Source organism: Neptunomonas sp. ABH4_499 (assembly GCF_056160565.1).
Genome location: NZ_JBSWXK010000011.1, coordinates 60,820 through 74,300, shown reverse-complemented (window position 1 = coordinate 74,300; position 13,481 = coordinate 60,820). Strand labels below are relative to the sequence as shown.

Sequence of the window (13,481 nt, the reverse complement as noted above, 5' to 3'; positions counted from 1 at the left end):
TCCTTACCAACTTGGTGAGTTAAAACCGCATCTTACGATGCGATTTTATCGTCATTTTTCAGGCTAGCCGGTGGCCAGTTCTCTAGACGCATGCCTAAGGACAAGCCTTTAGATGCTAATACGTCTTTGATCTCTGTCAGCGACTTCTTACCCAGATTTGGTGTTTTCAGCAGCTCAACTTCAGTACGTTGGATCAGATCACCAATGTAGTAGATTTGCTCAGCTTTCAGACAGTTCGCAGAACGTACTGTCAGTTCCAAATCATCAACTGGGCGCAGCAGGATCGGATCAACTTCCGGCTCTGCTGGTTCATCTTTCGCCTGATCAGCCGCATCTTCCAGATCAACAAATACAGACAGTTGATGCTGAAGGATCGTAGCTGCACGACGGATACACTCTTCTGGATCAATCGTACCGTTTGACTCGATATCAATAACCAGCTTATCGAGGTCAGTACGCTGCTCCACACGAGCGCTTTCAACTACATATGAAACACGGCGAACCGGGCTATAAGACGCATCTAATTGTAGACGGCCAATAGCACGAGTCTCGTCTTCATCGCTTACACGGCTGTCAGCAGGGACGTAACCACGACCACGAGTCACTTTAAGTTGCATGTTTAAAGTTGCGCCGCTGTTCAGATGAGCGATCACGTGATCAGGATTCGCAACTTCAACATCCTGAGTCAACTGGATATCACCAGCTGTTACAGGGCCTTCGCCGGTTTTGGTCAGCGTAAGGGTAGCTTCGTCAGCGTTATGCAGAGCAATAGCAACACCTTTCAGGTTAAGCAGGATTTCGATAACGTCTTCCTGCACACCTTCGATAGTGCTGTACTCATGCAGAACACCGTCGATCTCAACTTCAGATACAGCACAACCTGGCATCGAAGAAAGAAGGATACGACGAAGCGCATTCCCTAGAGTGTGACCGAAACCACGCTCCAGAGGTTCTAATGTGACTTTCGCACGTGTGTTACTGATCTCCTGCACATCAATGTGGCGAGGACTCAGAAACTCATTTACAGAACGCTGCATAGTTCCACCAATCAAGAGTTCATGAATTACTTAGAGTACAGCTCAACAATCAGCTGCTCATTGATATCGGCTGACAGTTCGCTACGCTCAGGAACGGACTTGAAAGTACCTTCCATTTTGCTTGCGTCCACAGCAACCCACTCAATAGGAGCGCGCTGAGAAGCCAAATCCAGAGCGTTTTTGATACGCAGCTGGTTCTTAGCTTTTTCACGAACTGCGACCACATCACCCGCTTTCACTTGGTAAGAAGGAATGTTCACAACTTGACCATTAACAGTGATTTGACGGTGTGATACGACCTGACGAGCTTCTGCACGAGTAGCGCCAAAGCCCATACGATATACCACGTTATCCAGACGACCTTCCAACAGTTGCAACAAGTTTTCACCTGTAGAACCGCTCAGACGAGCCGCTTCTTTGTAGTAGTTACGGAACTGACGTTCCAGTACACCGTAGATACGACGTACTTTTTGCTTTTCACGTAGCTGCAAACCGTAATCGGACAGACGACCACGACGAGCACCGTGTACACCAGGAACAGTTTCAGCTTTACACTTACTGTCCAGAGCGCGTACACCACTCTTCAGGAATAGATCTGTACCTTCACGGCGTGACAGCTTGCACTTAGGTCCAAGGTATCTAGCCATTATACCGACTCCAGTTTATACACGACGTTTTTTAGGTGGACGACAGCCGTTATGTGGAATCGGCGTTACGTCTGTAATGTTTGTGATCTTGTAACCACAGCCGTTCAATGCTCGCACAGCAGATTCACGACCAGGTCCAGGACCTTTTACAAAAACGTCAAGATTTTTTAAACCATATTCCAAAGCTGCCTGACCGGCACGTTCAGCAGCAACCTGAGCTGCGAACGGAGTACTCTTACGAGAACCACGGAAGCCTGAGCCACCGGAGGTTGCCCAAGAAAGAGCGTTACCTTGGCGATCGGTAATGGTGATAATTGTGTTATTAAAAGAAGCATGGATGTGCGCGAACCCATCCACAACTTGCTTTTTAACCTTTTTACGTGTGCGATTACCTGGCTTAGCCATATTGGAAATTCCTATCGCTTAACACTTATTTACGGATCGGTTTACGTGGACCCTTACGCGTACGCGCATTGGTCTTACTACGCTGTCCACGAACAGGTAAGTTACGACGGTGACGGATGCCACGGAAACAACCAAGGTCCATCAAACGTTTGATGCTCAATGTGAGCTCACGACGCAGGTCACCCTCAACAGTAAACTTACCTACTTCACCACGAACTACGTCTAGTTGCTCATCAGACAATTCGCCGATTTTTACATCTTCAGCGATGCCGGATGCAGCACAGACTTTCTTAGCAGTAGTGCGGCCAATCCCATAAATGTAAGTCAGAGAAATAACCGCATGCTTATTGTCAGGAATATTGACGCCAGCTATACGGGCCATTCAACTTACTCCATCTAATACGTGCCATTGGCACTAATATCTATAATATGTACATAGAAGGCGCGCAATTATACGCCCTGATTAAAATTAAATCAATAACCGCATAGCGGCCTTCTATGCCCCAATCAGGTTCTTAGCCCTGACGCTGCTTGTGGCGAGGTTCCACTTTGCAGATCACGCGGACGGAACCGTTACGACGTACGATTTTGCAGTTACGGCAAATCTTTTTAACAGATGCACGTACTTTCATGATCCACTCCTAGGGTGCTTAGCGCAGCAAGCCTGCGCCGCTACCTTTGAGATTAGATTTCTTCATCAGAGACTCATACTGGTGACTCATTAAATGAGATTGCACCTGAGCCATGAAGTCCATCACAACAACTACAACGATCAACAGCGACGTACCACCAAAATAGAAGGGTACGTTCCAAGCCACCACAAGGAATTGCGGCATCAAGGAAACAGCGGTTATGTAAAGAGCACCAAACAATGTTAAGCGACCCAATACAGAATCAATGTAGCGTGCAGACTGCTCACCAGGACGAATACCTGGGATGAATGCCCCTGACTTCTTAAGGTTGTCTGCAACTTCACGAGGATTAAACATAATCGCCGTGTAGAAGTAACAGAAGAACACGATGCACACTGCGAACAGAATGATGTACAAAGGCTGACCCGGGCTTAATGCCATGGCAACGTCTTGCAACCACTCCATCCCTTCAGTCTGACCAAACCATTGGCCGACTGATGCAGGGAACAGCAAAATACTTGAAGCGAAAATTGGCGGGATAACACCGGCCATATTGACCTTCAGAGGCAGGTGGCTCGTCTGAGCTGCAAACACCTGACGACCTTGCTGACGTTTCGCATAATTTATCGTGATACGGCGTTGTCCACGCTCCATAAACACAACAAATCCTACCGTTGCTACCGCTAAAAGTGCGATGGCAAGTAACGCCAGAATGTTTAGATCGCCTTGACGCGCAGCTTCAAAAGATTGACCAACCGCACCAGGAAGACCGGCAACAATACCTGCAAAGATCAGAATAGAGATACCGTTACCGATACCACGCTCAGTCACTTGCTCGCCTAACCACATCAAGAAGACCGCACCTGCAACCAACGTAACAACCGCTACAAAGTAGAAGTGGAACGATGCTGAGAAAGCGACACCTTGGTTAGCCAAACCGACCGCCATACCAAACGACTGAACCGTCGCCAGTATAACAGTACCGTAGCGCGTGTACTGATTGATTTTGCGACGACCTGCTTCGCCTTCTTTCTTCAACTGTTCCAGTTGCGGGCTCACGACTGTCATCAACTGCATGATAATCGATGCAGAGATGTAAGGCATGATACCTAAAGCTAAAATACTCATGCGCTCAAGCGCACCACCTGAAAACATGTTGAACAGGCTCAAGATCGTGCCTTGATTCTGATCGAACAGTGCAGCTAGACGATCAGGGTTGATACCAGGCACCGGAATATGCGCGCCAATACGGTATACAATGATCGCCAACAGTACAAAGCGTAGACGAGACCAAAGCTCACCTAAACCACTTTGAACACCTGCTGGTATTGTTCCTTGCTTTGCCATTTACGCCTCGACTTTACCGCCAGCAGCTTCGATTGCAGCTAAAGCACCTTTAGTCACTTTAAGACCTTTGATGTTAACTGCTTTCTTCAATTCACCAGACAGGATGACTTTAGCAGACTTGATCTCTTCAGAGATGATGTCTGCAGCTTTCAACGCTGCCAGATCGATAACTTCAGCTTCTACGCTGTTCAATTCGTTCAGACGAATCTCAGCAACGTAACGAGCTTGACGGGAAGTGAAACCGAACTTAGGTAGTCGGCGTTGCAGTGGCATTTGACCACCTTCAAAACCCGGCTTAACAGTACCGCCAGAGCGGGACTTTTGACCCTTATGACCACGACCACCAGTTTTACCTAGGCCAGAACCAATACCGCGACCAACGCGTTTTGGAGCCTGCTTAGAACCAGCAGCTGGGCTTAGAGTGTTCAGACGCATGATGAACTCTCCCTTACTCGCCTTCTACACGAACCATGTAGTTGACTTTATTGATCATACCGCGAACAGCTGGAGTATCTTCCAGTTCAACAGTATGGCCGATACGACGCAGACCAAGACCCTTTACGCACAGTTTGTGCTTAGGAAGAGTAGCAATCGGACTACGAACCAATGTAACTTTTACAGTATTCGCCATGATTGATTACCCCAAGATCTCTTCAACAGTCTTGCCACGCTTAGCTGCTACATCTTCAGGAGAGCGCATTTGCTGCAAACCTTTGATAGTCGCGCGTACTACGTTTACAGGGTTTGTAGACCCGTAGCACTTAGCCAATACGTTGTGGACACCTGCGATTTCCAAAACGGAACGCATAGCACCACCTGCGATTACACCAGTACCATCAGAAGCTGGCTGCATGTAAACGCGAGACGCACCGTGACGAGCTTTAACAGGATACTGCAAAGTATCACCGTTCAGTTCAACACGGATCATGTTACGACGTGCTTGCTCCATTGCTTTTTGAATAGCAACAGGCACTTCACGTGCTTTACCACGGCCAAAGCCAACACGGCCTTTGCCATCACCTACAACTGTCAGGGCAGTAAAAGCAAAAATACGGCCGCCTTTTACAACTTTAGCGACACGATTTACTTGAACCAGCTTCTCCTGCAGTTCACCATCTTTTTGTTCGTGATTTGACATCATCGACCCCTTTAGAATTCCAGGCCGCCTTCACGGGCTGCGTCAGCGAGTGCTTTAACACGTCCATGGTATTTAAAACCAGAACGGTCGAAAGCAACCTTTGTGATACCTGCATCTTTTGCACGTTCAGCAATCAACTGACCAACTTTGCCAGCCGCTTCAACGTTACCAGTAGCGTTAGCACGCAGTGCTTGTTCTACGGTTGATGCAGAAGCCAGAACCTTGCCACCGTCAGCTGAAATCAGCTGAGCGTAAATGTGACGAGGAGTGCGATTGACGCACAAACGAGCCACACCCAGTTCGCGCATTTTCAGGCGAGCACGGCGTGAGCGACGAATACGAGCTTGTTTCTTAGCGTTCATAACCCTGCCTTACTTCTTCTTAGCCTCTTTACGACGAACATATTCGTCAGCGTAACGAACACCTTTACCTTTGTAAGGCTCTGGTGGACGGAATGCACGAATCTCAGCGGCTACCTGACCGATGCGCTGCTTATCAGCACCACGAACAACGATTGTTGTTTGGTTAGGAGTCTCAGCTGTTACGCCTTCAGGCAATTCATAATCGATTGGGTGTGAGAAACCCAGTGTCAGGCTCAATACGTTGCCTTTAGCAGCAACACGGTAACCAACACCTTGCAGCAACAACGTTTTTTCAAAACCTGTGCTAACACCAACAACCATGTTGTTAACCAGGGAACGAGCTGTACCCGACATAGCGCGCGCCAGCTTAGAACCGTCACGTGCAGCGAATTTAACTTCGCCACCGTCTTGTGAAATTTCAACGGATGGGTGCAGGTCGATAGCAAGCTGACCATTTTTACCCTTAACGCTTACAGAGTTGCCGTCAAGTTTCAGTTCTACACCAGCCGGTACAACAACAGGATTTTTAGCAATACGTGACATAGTAAAAATCCCCTTAGAATACCGTTGCAACGACTTCACCGCCGATACCGGCAGCGCGTGCAGCACGATCAGTCATCACACCTTTGGAGGTAGAGACAATAGCAACACCCAGACCGCCAGCTACAGATGGCAAATCACCTGCGCCTTTATAAATACGCAGACCTGGACGGCTAACACGTTTAATCTCTTCGATAACCGGCTTACCTTCGAAATATTTCAGTTCTACACTCAGAACGGGTTTCGCATCACCTTCTACAGAGTAGGCAGTGATGAAACCTTCGTTCTTCAGTACTTCAGCAACTGAAACTTTCATTTTGGAAGACGGCATAGAAACAGCTGTTTTACCAGCCATATGACCATTACGGATACGAGTAAACATATCCGCAAGAGTATCTTGCATGCTCATGCTTTTTACTTCCTCATTGTGCAGCGCAGTGCGGTAGCTAAAATTTAGCCCTGGCCACTGCGCTTACCGTTTAACAAGCTATTACCAGCTTGCCTTCTTCAAACCCGGTACGTCACCGCGCATTGCCGCTTCACGCAGCTTGATACGGCTTAGGCCGAACTTACGGTAAACCGCATGTGGACGACCAGTCAGCTGACAACGACGTTGCTGACGTGATGGGCTAGCGTCACGTGGCAATTTTTGCAACGCAACCTGTGCATCCCAACGCTCTTCTTCTGAAGAGTTAGGGTTGCGGATGATTTCTTTCAGTGCAGCACGCTTCTCAGCGAACTTTGCAACCAGTTTTGCACGCTTGTCTTCACGCGCCTTCATGGATGTCTTAGCCATTCTTTGATCCCTGCCTTATTTCTTGAAAGGAAAGTCCAGGGCAGCCAACAGAGCACGACCCTCTTCGTTAGTCTGAGCGGTAGTTGTGATAGTAATATCCAGACCACGCAGCTTATCAACTTTATCGTATTCGATCTCAGGGAAGATGATCTGCTCTTTAACACCCATGCTGTAGTTACCGCGACCGTCAAAAGACTTAGGATTCAGACCACGGAAGTCACGGATACGTGGGATAGAAACATCTACCAAACGATCCAAGAAGTCCCACATACGCTCGCCGCGCAGAGTTACTTTACAACCGATCGGCCAACCTTCACGGACTTTAAAGCCTGCGATTGACTTACGAGCTTTCGTTACAACTGGCTTTTGACCTGCAATTGCAGTCAAATCATTTACTGCATTTTCCAGCTGTTTTTTGTCGCCCAGAGCTTCACCAACACCCATATTCAGGGTGATTTTAGTGACACGTGGAACCGCCATGATGTTAGGACTGTTCAACTCTTCTTTGAGCTTTTGCTTAACTTCGTTTGCGTAAAGCGCTTTCAATCTTGACATGATTCTGCTCCTTATTTACCGACGACTTCGCCGTTAGATTTAAAGAAGCGAACCTTTGTACCGTCTTCAAGCGTCTTGAAGCCTACACGATCGCCTTTACCCGTTGCTGGGTTAAAGATAGCAACGTTAGAGGTAGCGATACCTGCTTCCTTCTCTACGATACCACCTGGCTTACCCTGATAAGGGTTAGGCTTAGTGTGTTTCTTCACCATGTTGATGCCAGAAACGATCAGGCGATCATCATTCAGGACACGCAGAACAGTGCCGCGCTTGCCTTTATCTTTACCAGCGATGACGATTACTTCGTCGTCACGTTTAATCTTACGCATGTTATACCTATATCCTTTCCTACTACCCTCTCATGCTGAAAAACGCCAAACCCTTTCGGGAGTGGCGTTTTTAAGACAAAAATTCTTAAGAATTAAGGTCTTACAGCACTTCAGGCGCCAGGGAAATGATTTTCATAAACTTCTCAGAGCGAAGTTCACGAGTTACTGGGCCAAAAATACGAGTACCCATTGGGGCATCGTTTGCGTTCAGCAATACCGCAGAGTTTGTATCAAAGCGGATTACAGAACCGTCTGGACGACGTACACCTTTACGGGTACGTACTACAACAGCCTTAAGGACCTGACCTTTTTTAACGCGACCGCGTGGAATTGCTTCCTTAACAGTCACCTTAATAACGTCACCGATACCGGCGTAACGACGGTGGGAACCACCCAGGACCTTAATACACTGTACACGCTTAGCACCGCTGTTATCAGCAACGTCAAGCATAGTTTCAGTTTGAATCATGGTCTACTCCAAAACTTATAAGCTGCCCGTCTTTATTAACGGGCAAACCGTCAAATGGAGCGAAGGCGCATATATTACACCTTCGCAGCACGCTCTTCAATAGATACAAGTGCCCAAGTTTTGCTCTTGGAGTAAGGACGGGTTTCCTTAACGGTTACCAGATCACCTACATTACACTCATTTTTCTCATCGTGAGCGTGGAGCTTGGAGGAGCGCTTTACGAATTTACCGTAAATAGGGTGCTTCTCTTTGCGCTCAACCAGAACTGTGATGGTTTTATCCATCTTGTCGCTAACAACACGACCAGTCACAGTACGAGTACGTTTTTCAGCGCTCATTTTTCACCTGCCTTTTGATTTAGTACAGTCTTAACGCGAGCGATGTCGCGACGAACTTGGCCCAGGAGGTGAGTCTGCGCCAGCTGACCAGTTGCTTTCTGCATACGCAGATTGAACTGGTCTTTCAGAAGATTCAGCAATTCTTGCTGAAGTTCTTCAGATGACTTTTCACGCAGTTCAGTAGCTTTCATTACATCACCGTCCGTTTTACAACAGTTGTAGAGATCGGCAGCTTAGCAGCAGCCAAGTTGAACGCTTCAGTAGCCAATTCTTCAGGTACACCGCTCATTTCGAACAGTACACGACCTGGCTGAATCTGAGCTACCCAGTATTCAACGTTACCCTTACCTTTACCCATACGTACTTCAAGCGGCTTAGTGGTAATTGGCTTATCTGGGAAGATACGGATCCAAATTTTACCACCACGCTTAACGTGACGAGTCATGGTACGACGAGCGGCTTCGATCTGACGAGCTGTGATACGACCACGACCCGTTGCTTTCAGACCATATTCACCAAAGCTTACCTTGCTACCGCGCTGCGCCAGACCACGGTTGCGGCCTTTTTGCACTTTACGGAATTTCAGTCGTTTAGGTTGCAACATTGACGTCTACCTCACTTAGAATTTTTCTTCTTAGGTGGGCTTTTCTTCTCAGCACGTACCTGTTCGATACCACCAAGAACTTCACCTTTGAAGATCCAGACTTTAACGCCAATCACACCGTAAGTAGTGTGCGCTTCGTAAGTAGCGTAATCGATATCTGCACGCAGAGTGTGCAAAGGTACACGACCTTCACGGTACCACTCAGCACGCGCGATTTCAGCGCCACCCAAACGACCGCTAACCTGAATCTTGATACCTTTAGCACCAAGACGCATAGCGTTCTGTACCGCACGCTTCATAGCACGACGGAACATAACACGACGCTCCAACTGGTTAGCTACGCTTTGAGCAACCAATTGAGCATCCAGCTCAGGCTTGCGAATCTCTTCGATGTTGATATGAACAGGAACACCCATCATTTCTGAAACAGTGTTGCGCAGTTTCTCAACATCTTCACCTTTTTTACCGATCACGATACCAGGACGTGCAGTAAAGATGGTGATTTTAGCGTTTTGAGCCGGACGTTCGATTTCGATACGGCTTACAGACGCGTTCTTCAATTGACCTTCCAGGTACTCACGTACTTGCAGGTCGTTTAACAATTTTTGTGCGTATTCGTTCTTGTCCGCGTACCACACAGAAGTGTGATCTTTAACGATACCAAGTCGAATACCGGTCGGATGTACTTTCTGACCCATAACGAACTCTCCTAGCACTCAGCCTTAGTCAGACACCTTAACGGTGATGTGGGAGTTGCGCTTAAGGATACGGTCAGCACGACCCTTAGCACGCGGCTTGATACGCTTCATGGTCATAGCTTCATCAACAAAGATAGCAGACACACGCAACTCTTCGATTTCAGCACCGTCGTTGTGCTCAGCGTTAGCAATAGCAGACTCAAGTACTTTCTTAACCAGCTCAGCACCTTTTTTAGGGCTGAATGCAAGAATGTCCAAAGCTTCCGCTACAGACTTACCGCGTATTTGATCAGCAACCAAACGCGCCTTCTGAGCAGAAATGCGGGCGCCTTTTAATTTAGCAGCGACTTCCATCATTTATCCCCTATTAGCGCTTTTTGGCTTTCTTATCCGCTGCGTGACCACGATAAGTACGCGTAGCAGAAAATTCGCCTAATTTATGGCCAACCATGTCTTCAGTAACGAAAACTGGAACGTGCTGGCGGCCGTTGTGAACTGCAATTGTCAACCCAACGAAGTGTGGGAAGATAGTAGAGCGACGAGACCAAGTTTTGATTGGTTTGCGATCGCCTTTCTCAATTGCAGCTTCTACCTTTTTCAGCAGGTGAAGGTCGATAAATGGACCTTTCTTCAGTGAACGTGGCACAGCTGTATCCTCACTCTAATTATTTGGAACGACGACGTACGATTAATTTATCAGTACGCTTGTTCTTACGAGTTTTATGACCTTTAGTCGGAATACCCCATGGAGTAACCGGATGACGACCACCAGAAGTACGGCCTTCACCACCACCATGCGGGTGATCTACTGGGTTCATTGCAACACCGCGAACGGTAGGACGAACACCTTTCCAACGCTTAGCACCGGCTTTACCCAGTTGACGCAGGCTGTGTTCGCTGTTGCTGACTTCACCCAGAGTTGCACGACAGTCAACGAGGACTTTACGCATTTCGCCAGAGCGCAGACGCAGAGTAGCGTACGCACCTTCACGAGCAACCAGCTGTGCAGAAGCACCAGCAGAACGAGCGATTTGAGCACCCTTACCCGGCTTCAGTTCGATACAGTGGATAACGCTACCAACTGGCATGTTGCGCAGTGTCATAGTGTTACCTACTTTGATATCAGCTGTTTCACCAGAGATAACTTTATCGCCAGCAGCGATACCCTTAGGTGCAATAATGTAACGACGCTCACCATCAGAGTATTTCACCAATGCGATGTGAGCAGAACGGTTTGGATCGTATTCCAAACGCTCAACAACTGCAGGGATTCCATCTTTGTTACGACGGAAATCGATCAGTCGGTAATGTTGCTTGTGACCGCCACCAATGTGTCGAGTTGTGATTCGACCATTATTGTTGCGACCACCGCTTTTGCTTTTCTTTTCCAGCAAAGCAGCAAAAGGCTTGCCTTTGTGCAGATCAGAAGAAGAAACCTTTACAACATGACGACGGCCAGCAGAGGTTGGCTTTGTTTTAGTAACTGCCATGATTTAACCCCTCTTATTCGCCACCTAGGAAGTCAATTTCAGAGCCTTCAGCAAGACGTACGTAAGCTTTGCGAACATCGCTACGCTTACCCATACCACGCGCAGTGCGCTTGGTCTTGCCTTTAGCATTAAGAACGTTTACGCCATCAACTTTGACGTTAAACAGTTTCTCAACGGCTTCTTTAACTTCCTGTTTGGTAGCATCTTTTGCCACACGGAAAACTACCTGCTGAGAGTTATCAGCTACGATAGTCGCTTTCTCAGAGATATGAGGACCTAAGAGAACTTTGTACAGACGTTCCTGGTTCATGCCAGCGCCTCCTCGATTTTCTTCAGAGCAGGTACTGTAATTACAACCTTATCAAAACCAACAAGGCTTACCGGATCAACACCTGCAACATCACGCACATCAACGTGTGGTACGTTACGAGCCGCCAGATACAGGTTTGCTTCCACATCTTCTGTAACGATCAAAGCGTTAGCCAGATCCAGTTCTTTCATTTTTGCAACGAACTGCTTAGTTTTTGGAGCCTCCATAGAGAAGCTCTCAACCACTACCAGACGTTCTTGACGAACCAGTTCAGAGAAGATGCAACGCAGAGCTGCACGGTACATTTTCTTGTTTACTTTTTGCGCATGGCTACGTGGCTTCGCAGCAAAAGTAACACCACCGCTACGCCAGATTGGCGAGCTGATTGTACCTGCACGAGCACGACCAGTACCCTTTTGACGGAATGGCTTAGCGCCACCGCCAGCTACTTCAGAGCGAGTCTTTTGTGCTTTCGTGCCTTGACGAGCACCAGCCAGGTAAGCTGTAACTACCTGGTGAACCAGTGCTTCGTTATATTCTTTACCAAATGCTAGATCGGATACTTCGACCGATCCCTTGGTTCCAACGAGATTCAGATTCATTTCAGGCCCCCTTACGCGCCAACTTTAACGGCTGGCTTAACGATGACGTCACCGCCAGTTGCGCCTGGAACAGCACCTTTGATCAACAACAGGTTGCGTTCTGCGTCTACGCGCACAACTTCCAGAGTCTGAACAGTAACGCGCTCAGCACCCATGTGACCTGCCATTTTCTTGCCTTTCCAAACACGACCAGGAGTCTGACACTGACCGATAGAACCCGGAGCACGGTGAGACAGAGAGTTACCGTGAGTCGCATCTTGAGTACGGAAGTTCCAGCGCTTAACGCCGCCTTGGAAACCCTTACCTTTAGATTGACCAGTAACGTCTACTTTCTGACCTGCTTCGAAGCGCTCAACTGTAAGTGAATCACCTACGTTGATTTCTTCATCACCCGACAGACGGAACTCCCACAAACCACGACCTGCTTCAACACTTGCTTTCGCGTAGTGTCCAGCTTCTGGCTTAGTCAGGCGGTTAGCCTTAACAGAACCAGTAGTCACCTGGATAGCTGTGTAGCCATCCTTCTCAGCAGTTTTAACCTGCGTAACGCGGTTCGGATCCACCTCGATGACCGTGACTGGCACGGATACGCCATCTTCTGTGAAGATGCGAGTCATACCCGCTTTGCGTCCGATTAAACCTACAGACATTTGTTAACACCTCTTGCCAGTTGTGTACGGGGCTGTTACCCACTACGGCTGCCCATTTCAGGAGCATTCCACAAGCAGCGCTTCATTAAATAATAAAAACGCCAGTACGAGAATCAGCCCAAGCTAATCTGTACTTCAACACCTGCTGCGAGATCCAGCTTCATCAATGCGTCAACTGTTTTTTCAGTTGGCTCAACGATGTCCAGAACACGCTTGTGCGTACGAATTTCATACTGATCACGCGCGTCTTTGTTGACGTGCGGAGAAATCAGTACAGTGTAACGCTCTTTGCGTGTTGGAAGCGGGATCGGACCACGCACCTGAGCTCCAGTACGCTTCGCTGTTTCAACGATTTCTTGCGTAGAAGAGTCGATCAGGCGATGATCAAACGCTTTCAGACGAATTCTGATTTTCTGGTTTTGCATTCTGATCACACTTTTTCAAAATGTTTATTAACGGCATATGCCGACCACCCCTTGATACAAGGGGACGCAAATTCTACTCAGACGACTTTTTTCAGTCAAGCACAATC

Annotated in this window: 27 protein-coding genes; all 27 read right to left on the bottom strand. The window is 47.9% G+C overall.

What is annotated here, in order from left to right:
* Positions 1-32: 32 nt before the first annotated feature.
* The 27 genes from ACXAF9_RS12625 to rpsJ all read right to left on the bottom strand — a co-directional run bounded on the left by ACXAF9_RS12625 (position 33) and on the right by rpsJ (position 13,374).
* Entirely contained in the window at positions 33-1,037 is a 1,005-nt protein-coding gene (locus tag ACXAF9_RS12625) for a DNA-directed RNA polymerase subunit alpha (RefSeq protein WP_475074726.1), read from the bottom strand.
* A gap of 26 nt (positions 1,038-1,063) precedes the next feature.
* Positions 1,064-1,684 carry a 30S ribosomal protein S4 gene (gene rpsD / locus ACXAF9_RS12620; RefSeq protein ID WP_475074722.1) on the bottom strand — a complete coding sequence of 207 codons (621 nt, stop codon included), beginning with the start codon at positions 1,682-1,684 and terminating at the stop codon, positions 1,064-1,066.
* Between the two features lie 15 nt (positions 1,685-1,699).
* On the bottom strand, positions 1,700-2,089 hold the full coding sequence (gene rpsK, locus ACXAF9_RS12615; protein WP_127695129.1) for a 30S ribosomal protein S11: 390 nt from the start codon (positions 2,087-2,089) through the stop codon (positions 1,700-1,702).
* Positions 2,090-2,114: 25 nt separating this feature from the next.
* Positions 2,115-2,471 carry a 30S ribosomal protein S13 gene (gene rpsM / locus ACXAF9_RS12610; RefSeq protein WP_475074720.1) on the bottom strand — a complete coding sequence of 119 codons (357 nt, stop codon included), beginning with the start codon at positions 2,469-2,471 and terminating at the stop codon, positions 2,115-2,117.
* 133 nt (positions 2,472-2,604) lie between these two features.
* Positions 2,605-2,721: a 50S ribosomal protein L36 gene (gene rpmJ, locus ACXAF9_RS12605; protein ID WP_007021200.1), complete on the bottom strand. Its 117-nt coding sequence runs from the start codon at positions 2,719-2,721 to the stop codon at positions 2,605-2,607.
* Positions 2,722-2,739: 18 nt separating this feature from the next.
* Positions 2,740-4,068: a preprotein translocase subunit SecY gene (secY, locus tag ACXAF9_RS12600; protein ID WP_475074716.1), complete on the bottom strand. Its 1,329-nt coding sequence runs from the start codon at positions 4,066-4,068 to the stop codon at positions 2,740-2,742.
* The gene (gene rplO / locus ACXAF9_RS12595) at positions 4,069-4,503 is read right to left on the bottom strand and encodes a 50S ribosomal protein L15 (RefSeq protein WP_475074714.1); all 435 of its coding nucleotides are present in this window, start codon (positions 4,501-4,503) and stop codon (positions 4,069-4,071) included.
* 13 nt (positions 4,504-4,516) lie between these two features.
* Positions 4,517-4,699, bottom strand: a complete 183-nt coding sequence (rpmD, locus tag ACXAF9_RS12590; RefSeq protein ID WP_475074711.1) for a 50S ribosomal protein L30 — start codon at positions 4,697-4,699, stop codon at positions 4,517-4,519.
* A 6-nt stretch (positions 4,700-4,705) separates the two neighbouring features.
* The gene (rpsE, locus tag ACXAF9_RS12585; protein ID WP_475074709.1) at positions 4,706-5,206 is read right to left on the bottom strand and encodes a 30S ribosomal protein S5; all 501 of its coding nucleotides are present in this window, start codon (positions 5,204-5,206) and stop codon (positions 4,706-4,708) included.
* An 11-nt stretch (positions 5,207-5,217) separates the two neighbouring features.
* Positions 5,218-5,568 carry a 50S ribosomal protein L18 gene (gene rplR, locus ACXAF9_RS12580; protein ID WP_475074706.1) on the bottom strand — a complete coding sequence of 117 codons (351 nt, stop codon included), beginning with the start codon at positions 5,566-5,568 and terminating at the stop codon, positions 5,218-5,220.
* 9 nt (positions 5,569-5,577) lie between these two features.
* The gene (gene rplF, locus ACXAF9_RS12575; RefSeq protein ID WP_475074704.1) at positions 5,578-6,111 is read right to left on the bottom strand and encodes a 50S ribosomal protein L6; all 534 of its coding nucleotides are present in this window, start codon (positions 6,109-6,111) and stop codon (positions 5,578-5,580) included.
* Between the two features lie 13 nt (positions 6,112-6,124).
* Positions 6,125-6,517: a 30S ribosomal protein S8 gene (rpsH, locus tag ACXAF9_RS12570; protein ID WP_475074701.1), complete on the bottom strand. Its 393-nt coding sequence runs from the start codon at positions 6,515-6,517 to the stop codon at positions 6,125-6,127.
* Positions 6,518-6,598: 81 nt separating this feature from the next.
* Positions 6,599-6,904, bottom strand: coding sequence for a 30S ribosomal protein S14 (gene rpsN, locus ACXAF9_RS12565; protein ID WP_475074695.1), 306 nt, complete (start codon positions 6,902-6,904; stop codon positions 6,599-6,601).
* A 15-nt stretch (positions 6,905-6,919) separates the two neighbouring features.
* Complete coding sequence (rplE, locus tag ACXAF9_RS12560) at positions 6,920-7,459, bottom strand: 50S ribosomal protein L5 (RefSeq protein ID WP_475074693.1); 540 nt, start codon at positions 7,457-7,459, stop codon at positions 6,920-6,922.
* Positions 7,460-7,470: 11 nt separating this feature from the next.
* Positions 7,471-7,788, bottom strand: a complete 318-nt coding sequence (rplX, locus tag ACXAF9_RS12555; RefSeq protein ID WP_475074690.1) for a 50S ribosomal protein L24 — start codon at positions 7,786-7,788, stop codon at positions 7,471-7,473.
* 100 nt (positions 7,789-7,888) lie between these two features.
* Positions 7,889-8,257 carry a 50S ribosomal protein L14 gene (rplN, locus tag ACXAF9_RS12550; RefSeq protein ID WP_475074688.1) on the bottom strand — a complete coding sequence of 123 codons (369 nt, stop codon included), beginning with the start codon at positions 8,255-8,257 and terminating at the stop codon, positions 7,889-7,891.
* Between the two features lie 74 nt (positions 8,258-8,331).
* The gene (gene rpsQ, locus ACXAF9_RS12545) at positions 8,332-8,595 is read right to left on the bottom strand and encodes a 30S ribosomal protein S17 (protein WP_475074685.1); all 264 of its coding nucleotides are present in this window, start codon (positions 8,593-8,595) and stop codon (positions 8,332-8,334) included.
* On the bottom strand, positions 8,592-8,786 hold the full coding sequence (gene rpmC, locus ACXAF9_RS12540) for a 50S ribosomal protein L29 (protein ID WP_475074681.1): 195 nt from the start codon (positions 8,784-8,786) through the stop codon (positions 8,592-8,594). Before rpmC ends, rpsQ begins: the two co-directional genes overlap by 4 nt.
* Entirely contained in the window at positions 8,786-9,199 is a 414-nt protein-coding gene (gene rplP, locus ACXAF9_RS12535; protein WP_475074679.1) for a 50S ribosomal protein L16, read from the bottom strand. The genes rpmC and rplP overlap by 1 nt, the downstream gene beginning before the upstream one ends.
* An 11-nt stretch (positions 9,200-9,210) precedes the next feature.
* Complete coding sequence (rpsC, locus tag ACXAF9_RS12530) at positions 9,211-9,897, bottom strand: 30S ribosomal protein S3 (RefSeq protein ID WP_475074676.1); 687 nt, start codon at positions 9,895-9,897, stop codon at positions 9,211-9,213.
* Between the two features lie 24 nt (positions 9,898-9,921).
* Positions 9,922-10,254, bottom strand: coding sequence for a 50S ribosomal protein L22 (gene rplV / locus ACXAF9_RS12525; RefSeq protein WP_475074672.1), 333 nt, complete (start codon positions 10,252-10,254; stop codon positions 9,922-9,924).
* Between the two features lie 10 nt (positions 10,255-10,264).
* Positions 10,265-10,543, bottom strand: a complete 279-nt coding sequence (gene rpsS / locus ACXAF9_RS12520; protein ID WP_475074668.1) for a 30S ribosomal protein S19 — start codon at positions 10,541-10,543, stop codon at positions 10,265-10,267.
* A 19-nt stretch (positions 10,544-10,562) separates the two neighbouring features.
* Positions 10,563-11,387: a 50S ribosomal protein L2 gene (gene rplB / locus ACXAF9_RS12515; protein ID WP_475074665.1), complete on the bottom strand. Its 825-nt coding sequence runs from the start codon at positions 11,385-11,387 to the stop codon at positions 10,563-10,565.
* A gap of 13 nt (positions 11,388-11,400) precedes the next feature.
* Positions 11,401-11,697: a 50S ribosomal protein L23 gene (gene rplW, locus ACXAF9_RS12510; RefSeq protein ID WP_475074662.1), complete on the bottom strand. Its 297-nt coding sequence runs from the start codon at positions 11,695-11,697 to the stop codon at positions 11,401-11,403.
* Positions 11,694-12,299, bottom strand: a complete 606-nt coding sequence (gene rplD, locus ACXAF9_RS12505; RefSeq protein ID WP_475074658.1) for a 50S ribosomal protein L4 — start codon at positions 12,297-12,299, stop codon at positions 11,694-11,696. Before rplD ends, rplW begins: the two co-directional genes overlap by 4 nt.
* An 11-nt stretch (positions 12,300-12,310) precedes the next feature.
* Positions 12,311-12,949 (bottom strand): 50S ribosomal protein L3, encoded by a 639-nt coding sequence (gene rplC, locus ACXAF9_RS12500; RefSeq protein WP_475074653.1) that lies wholly within the window; start codon positions 12,947-12,949, stop codon positions 12,311-12,313.
* Between the two features lie 113 nt (positions 12,950-13,062).
* Positions 13,063-13,374, bottom strand: coding sequence for a 30S ribosomal protein S10 (gene rpsJ / locus ACXAF9_RS12495; RefSeq protein ID WP_475074650.1), 312 nt, complete (start codon positions 13,372-13,374; stop codon positions 13,063-13,065).
* Between the last annotated feature and the right edge of the window lie 107 nt (positions 13,375-13,481).

Excerpts from the sequence above, each read along its gene's own strand:
- ACXAF9_RS12625 (WP_475074726.1), bottom strand. The coding sequence starts at position 1,037 with ATGCAGCGTTCTGTAAATGAGTTTCTGAGTCCTCGCCACATTGATGTG.
- rpsD (WP_475074722.1), bottom strand. The coding sequence starts at position 1,684 with ATGGCTAGATACCTTGGACCTAAGTGCAAGCTGTCACGCCGTGAAGGT.
- rpsK (WP_127695129.1), bottom strand. The coding sequence starts at position 2,089 with ATGGCTAAGCCAGGTAATCGCACACGTAAAAAGGTTAAAAAGCAAGTT.
- rpsM (WP_475074720.1), bottom strand. The coding sequence starts at position 2,471 with ATGGCCCGTATAGCTGGCGTCAATATTCCTGACAATAAGCATGCGGTT.
- rpmJ (WP_007021200.1), bottom strand. The coding sequence starts at position 2,721 with ATGAAAGTACGTGCATCTGTTAAAAAGATTTGCCGTAACTGCAAAATC.
- secY (WP_475074716.1), bottom strand. The coding sequence starts at position 4,068 with ATGGCAAAGCAAGGAACAATACCAGCAGGTGTTCAAAGTGGTTTAGGT.
- rplO (WP_475074714.1), bottom strand. The coding sequence starts at position 4,503 with ATGCGTCTGAACACTCTAAGCCCAGCTGCTGGTTCTAAGCAGGCTCCA.
- rpmD (WP_475074711.1), bottom strand. The coding sequence starts at position 4,699 with ATGGCGAATACTGTAAAAGTTACATTGGTTCGTAGTCCGATTGCTACT.
- rpsE (WP_475074709.1), bottom strand. The coding sequence starts at position 5,206 with ATGTCAAATCACGAACAAAAAGATGGTGAACTGCAGGAGAAGCTGGTT.
- rplR (WP_475074706.1), bottom strand. The coding sequence starts at position 5,568 with ATGAACGCTAAGAAACAAGCTCGTATTCGTCGCTCACGCCGTGCTCGC.
- rplF (WP_475074704.1), bottom strand. The coding sequence starts at position 6,111 with ATGTCACGTATTGCTAAAAATCCTGTTGTTGTACCGGCTGGTGTAGAA.
- rpsH (WP_475074701.1), bottom strand. The coding sequence starts at position 6,517 with ATGAGCATGCAAGATACTCTTGCGGATATGTTTACTCGTATCCGTAAT.
- rpsN (WP_475074695.1), bottom strand. The coding sequence starts at position 6,904 with ATGGCTAAGACATCCATGAAGGCGCGTGAAGACAAGCGTGCAAAACTG.
- rplE (WP_475074693.1), bottom strand. The coding sequence starts at position 7,459 with ATGTCAAGATTGAAAGCGCTTTACGCAAACGAAGTTAAGCAAAAGCTC.
- rplX (WP_475074690.1), bottom strand. The coding sequence starts at position 7,788 with ATGCGTAAGATTAAACGTGACGACGAAGTAATCGTCATCGCTGGTAAA.
- rplN (WP_475074688.1), bottom strand. The coding sequence starts at position 8,257 with ATGATTCAAACTGAAACTATGCTTGACGTTGCTGATAACAGCGGTGCT.
- rpsQ (WP_475074685.1), bottom strand. The coding sequence starts at position 8,595 with ATGAGCGCTGAAAAACGTACTCGTACTGTGACTGGTCGTGTTGTTAGC.
- rpmC (WP_475074681.1), bottom strand. The coding sequence starts at position 8,786 with ATGAAAGCTACTGAACTGCGTGAAAAGTCATCTGAAGAACTTCAGCAA.
- rplP (WP_475074679.1), bottom strand. The coding sequence starts at position 9,199 with ATGTTGCAACCTAAACGACTGAAATTCCGTAAAGTGCAAAAAGGCCGC.
- rpsC (WP_475074676.1), bottom strand. The coding sequence starts at position 9,897 with ATGGGTCAGAAAGTACATCCGACCGGTATTCGACTTGGTATCGTTAAA.
- rplV (WP_475074672.1), bottom strand. The coding sequence starts at position 10,254 with ATGATGGAAGTCGCTGCTAAATTAAAAGGCGCCCGCATTTCTGCTCAG.
- rplB (WP_475074665.1), bottom strand. The coding sequence starts at position 11,387 with ATGGCAGTTACTAAAACAAAGCCAACCTCTGCTGGCCGTCGTCATGTT.
- rplW (WP_475074662.1), bottom strand. The coding sequence starts at position 11,697 with ATGAACCAGGAACGTCTGTACAAAGTTCTCTTAGGTCCTCATATCTCT.
- rplD (WP_475074658.1), bottom strand. The coding sequence starts at position 12,299 with ATGAATCTGAATCTCGTTGGAACCAAGGGATCGGTCGAAGTATCCGAT.
- rplC (WP_475074653.1), bottom strand. The coding sequence starts at position 12,949 with ATGTCTGTAGGTTTAATCGGACGCAAAGCGGGTATGACTCGCATCTTC.
- rpsJ (WP_475074650.1), bottom strand. The coding sequence starts at position 13,374 with ATGCAAAACCAGAAAATCAGAATTCGTCTGAAAGCGTTTGATCATCGC.